Genomic DNA, 6,525 nt, shown 5'->3' on the forward strand with positions numbered 1-6,525 from the left:
GAAGAAGGGGGCGCGGAGGGGGGGCACAAGCATGAGGCCCGGACCTTGAAGAGCGCGGTATGGCTGATATTGATGGCGGATGTGTCGATGAGTTTGGATAACGTGTTGGCTGTATCGGGCGCCTCGCGCGAGAATATTCTCATTCTGGGCATTGGTCTTGTGGTTTCCATTATTCTGATGGCTGTTGCCTCAAACTATATCGCCTCCAAACTGGAAAAATATCCGCAGGTTCAGTGGGCGGGTCTGTTGGTAATCCTTTTCGTGGCCATTGAAATGATGTTATCCGGAACCCATGAGCTCGAGGAGAAGGTGTTCCATATCAATATGTTGCCTTTTGTGATGTTTATGTTGGCAATCGGCGGATTTGCCCTTCATCACCGGTATATCAAGCCAGCCGTTGAGGATCAGTTGGCCGCCTGGTTTGCGCGCAATTGGCGTACTTTGGCCATTTCGAATTTGATCGTTCTGTTGGCTCTGATCTTTTTCGGGGGCGTTATCCAGACTTTTCTGATGCGCCACCATGCCATTCTTTATTTCGTCTGTGCGCTGATCCTCTTTGGAGTCATTGAGGTTGTCGCTACCCTGCGGCAGGGGCGGGGAAAAGGGAAGTAAGCGGCGCTAACACAATTCTAACACTATAAAAATCGCCTTCCCGCCGGGGGATATGCTTGAGTATCTGCGTGTTGAATGAAATACGGATAAATTAGGAGGGTGCTGGCCATGAGGAATAATATTCAAGCGATCTGTTTGGTGGCGGGGTTGGGGGCGTTAACTTTATTGGCGGGATGTGGGAAATCGCGCGAAGGCATTACCATGGCGGGTTCAACCGCGTTCCAGCCCTTTGCAGAGAAGCTGGCTGAAAATTATATGATGAGCCATGCGGAGGTCTCTGTGACAGTGCAGGGCGGGGGTTCCGCGCTGGGGGTTCAGACGACCTTGTCCGGTACGGCCCAGATAGGAATGGCCGATCTGGTGAAGTTGCCGAAGGAGGCGGATGCCTTGAAGAGTTTGATTGTGGCGCGGGATGGTATCGCCATTGTGGTGAATCCCGCCAACTCGGTAGAGGCATTGACCCAGGATCAGATTCGCGATATTTTCAATGGTAAGATCAGTAATTGGAAAGAAGTGGGAGGGGTGGATCATTCGATTTCTGTGGTGTCACGTGAGGCGGGGTCGGGAACACGCTCCTCTTTTGAGCAGATTGTCGGGAATGTGAACTTGACGGACAATGCCCTGATTCAGAATGCAAATGGTACGGTGCGTGAGACGGTCGCCAAAGATGCGAATGCCATTGGTTACGTATCGCATGGGCTGATCAGTGAGCGGATCAAGGCGTTAAAAGTGGATGGTGCGCCCTGTACTGAAGACGCCATCATGTCCGGGACCTACAAGTTGGTGCGTCCGATATTTCTGTTGACCAAGGCGGATGCCACGCCTGCCTGCAATGCATTTCTGGACTATGTCATGTCCGCCGAAGGCCAGGAATTGATTCATAAGAATGGGCTGATCAGGGCAAAGTGAAGTTTAATGGTGAAAAAATAGCGAAGTACAGCTTGATGCTGGTGGCGTTTTCGGCGCTGGCCAGCCTCCTGCTGATTGCGGTATTCATCTTGAAGGAAGGTGTCCCCTTCATGTTCAAGGTGGGGTTGAAGGACTTCCTGTTTTCCTCCGACTGGAATCCACAGGCGGGAAAATTCGGGATCTACCCGATGATTGTCGCCTCCCTTTATGTGACATTCGGGGCCATGCTCATCGGGGCGCCTTTAGGGGTCGCCGGGGCGATTTTTCTCAACGAATTTGTACCCAAGTCGGTGATGCGGGTGATTAAGCCGACCATTGAATTGCTGGCCGGTATTCCCTCGGTGGTATTTGGCTTTCTGGGAGTCATGGTGCTGGCTCCGATGATTCGCTCCTACATGGGCGGTCCGGGGTTATCGGTTCTGGCCGCTGCGATTATCCTGGGGATTATGGTGTTGCCGACGGTGATCAGTATTTCCACGGATGCGATTGCGGCCGTTCCGAATTCGTACCGTGAGGGAGCTCTCGCGCTGGGGGCGACCCGCTGGCAGAGTGTGCATATGGTGATCATCAAGGCGGCCCGCTCTGGGATCATCGCCAGCATCATTCTGGCCATGGGGCGCGCCCTGGGTGAGACGATGGCCGTGATTATGGTGGCTGGCAATACGGTAAAAATTCCCCAGACGGTTACCGATCCTGTACGGACCTTGACGGCTAATATCGCCCTTGAGATGGCCAACGCCACGGGGCTCGCGCGGGAGGCTTTGTTTGCCACCGGGGTGGTGCTTTTTGTAGTCATTATGATTCTCAACGCCATTGCCTTATCCGCCATTAAAAGCAGGGTGCGCAAGAAATGAGAATCCCTCCTAAAATAACCCAGGTTATTGCCGTGGCGATTCTTGGAACGGCCACGTTTCTTACCGTAGTGATTCTTGTTTTTATTATTGGTTTTGTGCTGAGCAAAGGGTTGCCGGGTGTGAATGCAGAGTTCCTGCTCTCAGCGCCAAAGGATATGGGGCGTGCGGGCGGCATCTTCACAACCCTCGTGGGGACGGTGTTATTGCCACTTGTGGCGGTCGCCATAGCGTTTCCGCTTGGCGTGGGGACGGCCGTCTATCTGAGCGAATACACGCGAGAAACGCAGCTGACCCGTGCGTTACGGTTTGGCACCGACTGCCTGGCAGGTATTCCCTCGATCATATTCGGACTCTTTGGCTTTATCTTTTTCGTCGTGATGCTCAAGATGGGGTGGAGTCTGTTGTCAGGTGGATTGACGCTGGCGATCATGGTGCTCCCCACGATTATCCGGACCTCGGAAGAAGCCATCCGGTCCGTACCGAATTCCTATCGGGAGGTTAGTTTTTCGCTGGGCGCAACCCGGTGGGAGACAGTCCTCAAAGTGGTGCTGCCCAATGCCTTGCCTGGTATTGTTACCGGCGTGATGTTGGCGATCGGTCGCTCTATCGGGGAGACGGCGGCTGTGATTTTTACCGCAGGGTCGTCGCTACGGATGCCCTCCTCGGTATTTGACTCGGTGCGGACCATGTCGGTCCATTTTTACATTCTTGCCACTGAGGGAATTTCGGACGAAAAGGCGTATGCTACCGCCGCTGTTTTGATTCTTTCCGTGTTGTTGGTCAATCTGGCCGCATATGGGATGATGCACCGGTTTATTTCCAGGAGGGCAAGATGATCCCACTCCACCCCATTAAAATCTCCGTAACGGATTTTCATGTCTATCATGAAAAGGATGAGGCGTTGCGCGGGCTCAACCTTGAGGTCCGGGCTCATCGGATTTTAGGCATTATCGGTCCGTCCGGAGCGGGGAAGACGACCTTTCTGCGAGCCTTGAATCGGCTGAATGATCTGGTGCCGGAAATGCATGTGGAGGGGCGGGTGTTGTTGGATGGGCAGGATATATATCACCCGGATTTTGATGTGGTAAGCCTGCGTAAACGGGTGGGCATGTTATTCGCCTTGCCGGTGGCCTTGCCGATGAGCATCTATGAGAACGTGGTGTATGGGCCACGCCTGTCGGGAGTTCGTGACCGGACCCGGCTCAATGAAATTGTTGAGCGCAGTCTCAAATCCGCGTTTATCTGGGATGAGGTCAAAGATCGGCTCCAGATGTCGGGTCTCCGGTTGTCCGGCGGGCAGCAACAGCGGTTGTGTTTGGCCCGGGTGTTAGCCATGGAGGAGATGGAAGTGATTTTGCTGGATGAGCCCTGTTCGGGGCTGGATCCCATCTCCACGGCGAAGATTGAAGAGGCACTGACGATTTTGAAATCGCGCTATACCATCATTCTGGTGACCAACAATACCAAGCAGGCGGCGCGGGTCGCCGATGAGACGGCCTTTTTCCTTTCGGGTGAGATGGTGGAATACGGTAATACCGAGCAGATATTCACGGTTCCGCGCGACGTGCGAACTAACGACTATGTGACTGGCAGGTTCGGATGAACAATGAGATGGTTATAACGGTTAAGGATCTGAACCTTTTTTACGGGGAATTTCAGGCACTTAAGGTGGTGCCGATGGAGGTGAGGCGGCAGCACATTACGGCGCTCATTGGCCCATCTGGCTGTGGTAAATCCACCTTGCTGCGCACCTTGAACCGGATGAACGATCTGATTCCCAGCGTTCGCGTAACCGGAACGATCTTATTGGAAGGAAAAAACATTTACGATTCCGATATGGATGTTTGCGCGTTGCGTAAGCGCGTGGGGATGGTCTTTCAGCGGCCGAATCCATTTCCTCTTTCGATCTATGACAATGTGGCCTTCGGGCTGAAGGTCGCCGGGCTGAATGACCGGCATCGGGTGAGCGAGATTGTGGAGCGTAGTCTCCGTGCGGCGGCGTTGTGGGATAACCTGAAGGATAAGCTGGAACATTCCGCACTGGAATTGCCGTTGGATCAACAGCAGCGGCTCTGTATCGCAAGGTTGCTGGCGGTTGAGCCCGAAGTGATATTGATGGATGAGCCCTGTTCGGCGCTCGATCCGATTTCCACCGGGCGAATTGAGGAATTGATGCTCGATCTCAAGGCGGACTACACGATTGTGATTGTTACGCATAATATGCAGCAGGCGGCGCGAATTTCTGACTATTCCGGTTACATGCTCTTAGGCGAAATGATAGAATTCGGGCAAACAGCCGGAATCTTCACAAGTCCAAGGGATATTCGAACGCAAGATTATGTCAGCGGACGGTATGGGTGAGAGAGTAGAGTGTCCATAGAAAGGACCACACAATGGAACGGCATTTTGACGAAAGTTTACAAGCATTGAAGCATCAGCTCATTAAGATGAGTGCGATGTCGGAGGTGATGATCGCGGATGCCGTGAAGGCGGTGGTGGATCGGAATCCGGCATTGATGACCCCTGTGTGGCAACGGGAAGAACAGGTCAATCATCTGCAGATTGAGATCGATGAGACTTGTCTGACCTTGATCGCCTTGCATCAGCCCGCGGCTGGTGACCTTCGTTTCATCATGGGGGCAGCCAAGACAAATGCCGAACTTGAGCGGTTGGCTGATGAGGCGGTAAATATCGTCCAGAAGGTAGCGCTCTTACTCAAAGAGCCGCCATTGAAGCCGTTTAAGGTCATTCCGGAAATGGCTGTCATTGCTCAGGGGATGGTGCGCGACAGTCTTCATGCCTTTGTGAACAGGAATGTCGGGCTGGCCCGGGAAGTATTATTGCGTGATGATCGGGTGGATGACTTGAAGGATGCCATCACTTTGGAATTGACTGAGTTTATGACACGGGATTCCGCCTCTGTTTCGCGAGCACTGAATTTACTGTTGATCTCCCGGTATCTGGAGCGGATTGGGGATCATGCGACCAATATTGCCGAAATTACTATTTTTGTGGTGGAAGGCCGGGATGTCCGCCATCATGCCGACAGCAAAGCCCACATAGTTACTGTTTAGACAAGGAGTTCGATATGAAAAAACGATTACTGGTGGTCAGTTTAGTGGCGATAGGTATGGCGATGGAATTGATGGCGGCTCCTGCGAAGCTGACACCGAGGGCGTTGAGCCCGACTCCTGCGACGGTAAAGACGAATGTGGTGCCGGTGGTCACAACGAAGGTGAAGTCTCCTGTAGCGCCAACGAAATCAGTTGTGACGCCTGTGAAGCAGCCGGCTGTGGTGATTGCTGAACCGAAACAGGAAGCCGCGACATCGGCCGGCGGGGTTGGCTTGACGGTCAAGGCCGGCACTTTGGGAGGTGGTTTGGAGGCCACCGTGGGGGCCAGCGATTATCTGGGGTTCCGTTTCGGTGTGAACATGATGAGTGCGGGCCCTTCACTGAATCTCGATGAAGGATCCTTTAAATCCGATATGGATTGGCTTTCTTATGGCGCGCTCGTTGATCTTTATGTCTTTGGCGGTGGCTTCCGTGTCAGTGGCGGTGGACTGATCAATAAGAATAAGTTCAAATTGAACGCCGACCTAAACGAGAGTGTTACTTTGGATGGGCAGGAATACAGATTGAGTGAATGCAGCGGGCAGGTGACTTTTAACGAATTGGCGCCTTATGTTGGTATCGGTTATGGCAATGCTGTCGGAGCAGACGGCCACTGGCATTTTGCGTGTGATTTCGGTGTCATGTTCCAAGGCGAACCCAAGGTTTCCGCGACCGCGACCGCCTCTGATCCCGCCCTTCAGCCGTATGTGGATCAGGCGTTAGCCAACGAAGTGGCGAAGATTCAAGACGATGCCAGTGCCTTCAAGTTATATCCTGTCATTTCGGTCGGCGTCTCATACCGGTTTTAACGGGATCAAAGGAATTAAAGTGGCAGCGGCGTCTCGCCGCTGAAAACTCCGGCGCATCGACGTCTTCTTGCTGGACATTCGCGCCTTTTGCCGATCAGAAATCACCTTGCTGGGGCTGGGGTGATCTTGTGCTAAAGCTTATGAATATTGGCCTTTGAAATGTGAGCCGGCGCTTGATTTATCCTAAAAAGAGCAGTTCAATCGCGCGGTAGCGCGACCGAACTGTTC

Annotated in this window: 8 protein-coding genes; all 8 read left to right on the forward strand. The window is 53.1% G+C overall.

Features of this window, described 5'->3' with window-relative positions:
• Positions 1-612, forward strand: a 612-nt coding sequence (locus WCI03_14780) for a hypothetical protein (protein ID MEI8141118.1), incomplete at its 5' end; no start/stop codon positions are given.
• Between the two features lie 108 nt (positions 613-720).
• Complete coding sequence (locus WCI03_14785) at positions 721-1,521, forward strand: phosphate ABC transporter substrate-binding protein (protein MEI8141119.1); 801 nt, start codon at positions 721-723, stop codon at positions 1,519-1,521.
• A complete protein-coding gene (pstC, locus tag WCI03_14790; GenBank protein MEI8141120.1) occupies positions 1,518-2,375 on the forward strand; it encodes a phosphate ABC transporter permease subunit PstC in 858 nt (285 codons plus the stop codon). The genes WCI03_14785 and pstC overlap by 4 nt, the downstream gene beginning before the upstream one ends.
• A complete protein-coding gene (gene pstA / locus WCI03_14795; protein MEI8141121.1) occupies positions 2,372-3,211 on the forward strand; it encodes a phosphate ABC transporter permease PstA in 840 nt (279 codons plus the stop codon). Before pstC ends, pstA begins: the two co-directional genes overlap by 4 nt.
• Positions 3,208-3,978 (forward strand): phosphate ABC transporter ATP-binding protein, encoded by a 771-nt coding sequence (locus WCI03_14800; protein ID MEI8141122.1) that lies wholly within the window; start codon positions 3,208-3,210, stop codon positions 3,976-3,978. Before pstA ends, WCI03_14800 begins: the two co-directional genes overlap by 4 nt.
• Positions 3,975-4,736 (forward strand): phosphate ABC transporter ATP-binding protein PstB, encoded by a 762-nt coding sequence (gene pstB / locus WCI03_14805; GenBank protein MEI8141123.1) that lies wholly within the window; start codon positions 3,975-3,977, stop codon positions 4,734-4,736. The genes WCI03_14800 and pstB overlap by 4 nt, the downstream gene beginning before the upstream one ends.
• Before the next feature lie 32 nt (positions 4,737-4,768).
• A complete protein-coding gene (gene phoU / locus WCI03_14810) occupies positions 4,769-5,449 on the forward strand; it encodes a phosphate signaling complex protein PhoU (protein MEI8141124.1) in 681 nt (226 codons plus the stop codon).
• Between the two features lie 14 nt (positions 5,450-5,463).
• Positions 5,464-6,297 (forward strand): hypothetical protein, encoded by an 834-nt coding sequence (locus WCI03_14815; GenBank protein ID MEI8141125.1) that lies wholly within the window; start codon positions 5,464-5,466, stop codon positions 6,295-6,297.
• Positions 6,298-6,525 lie beyond the last annotated feature (228 nt).

The sequence above is a fragment of the bacterium genome, from assembly GCA_037143175.1.
GTDB lineage: Bacteria > Verrucomicrobiota > Kiritimatiellia > CAIKKV01 > CAITUY01 > JAABPW01.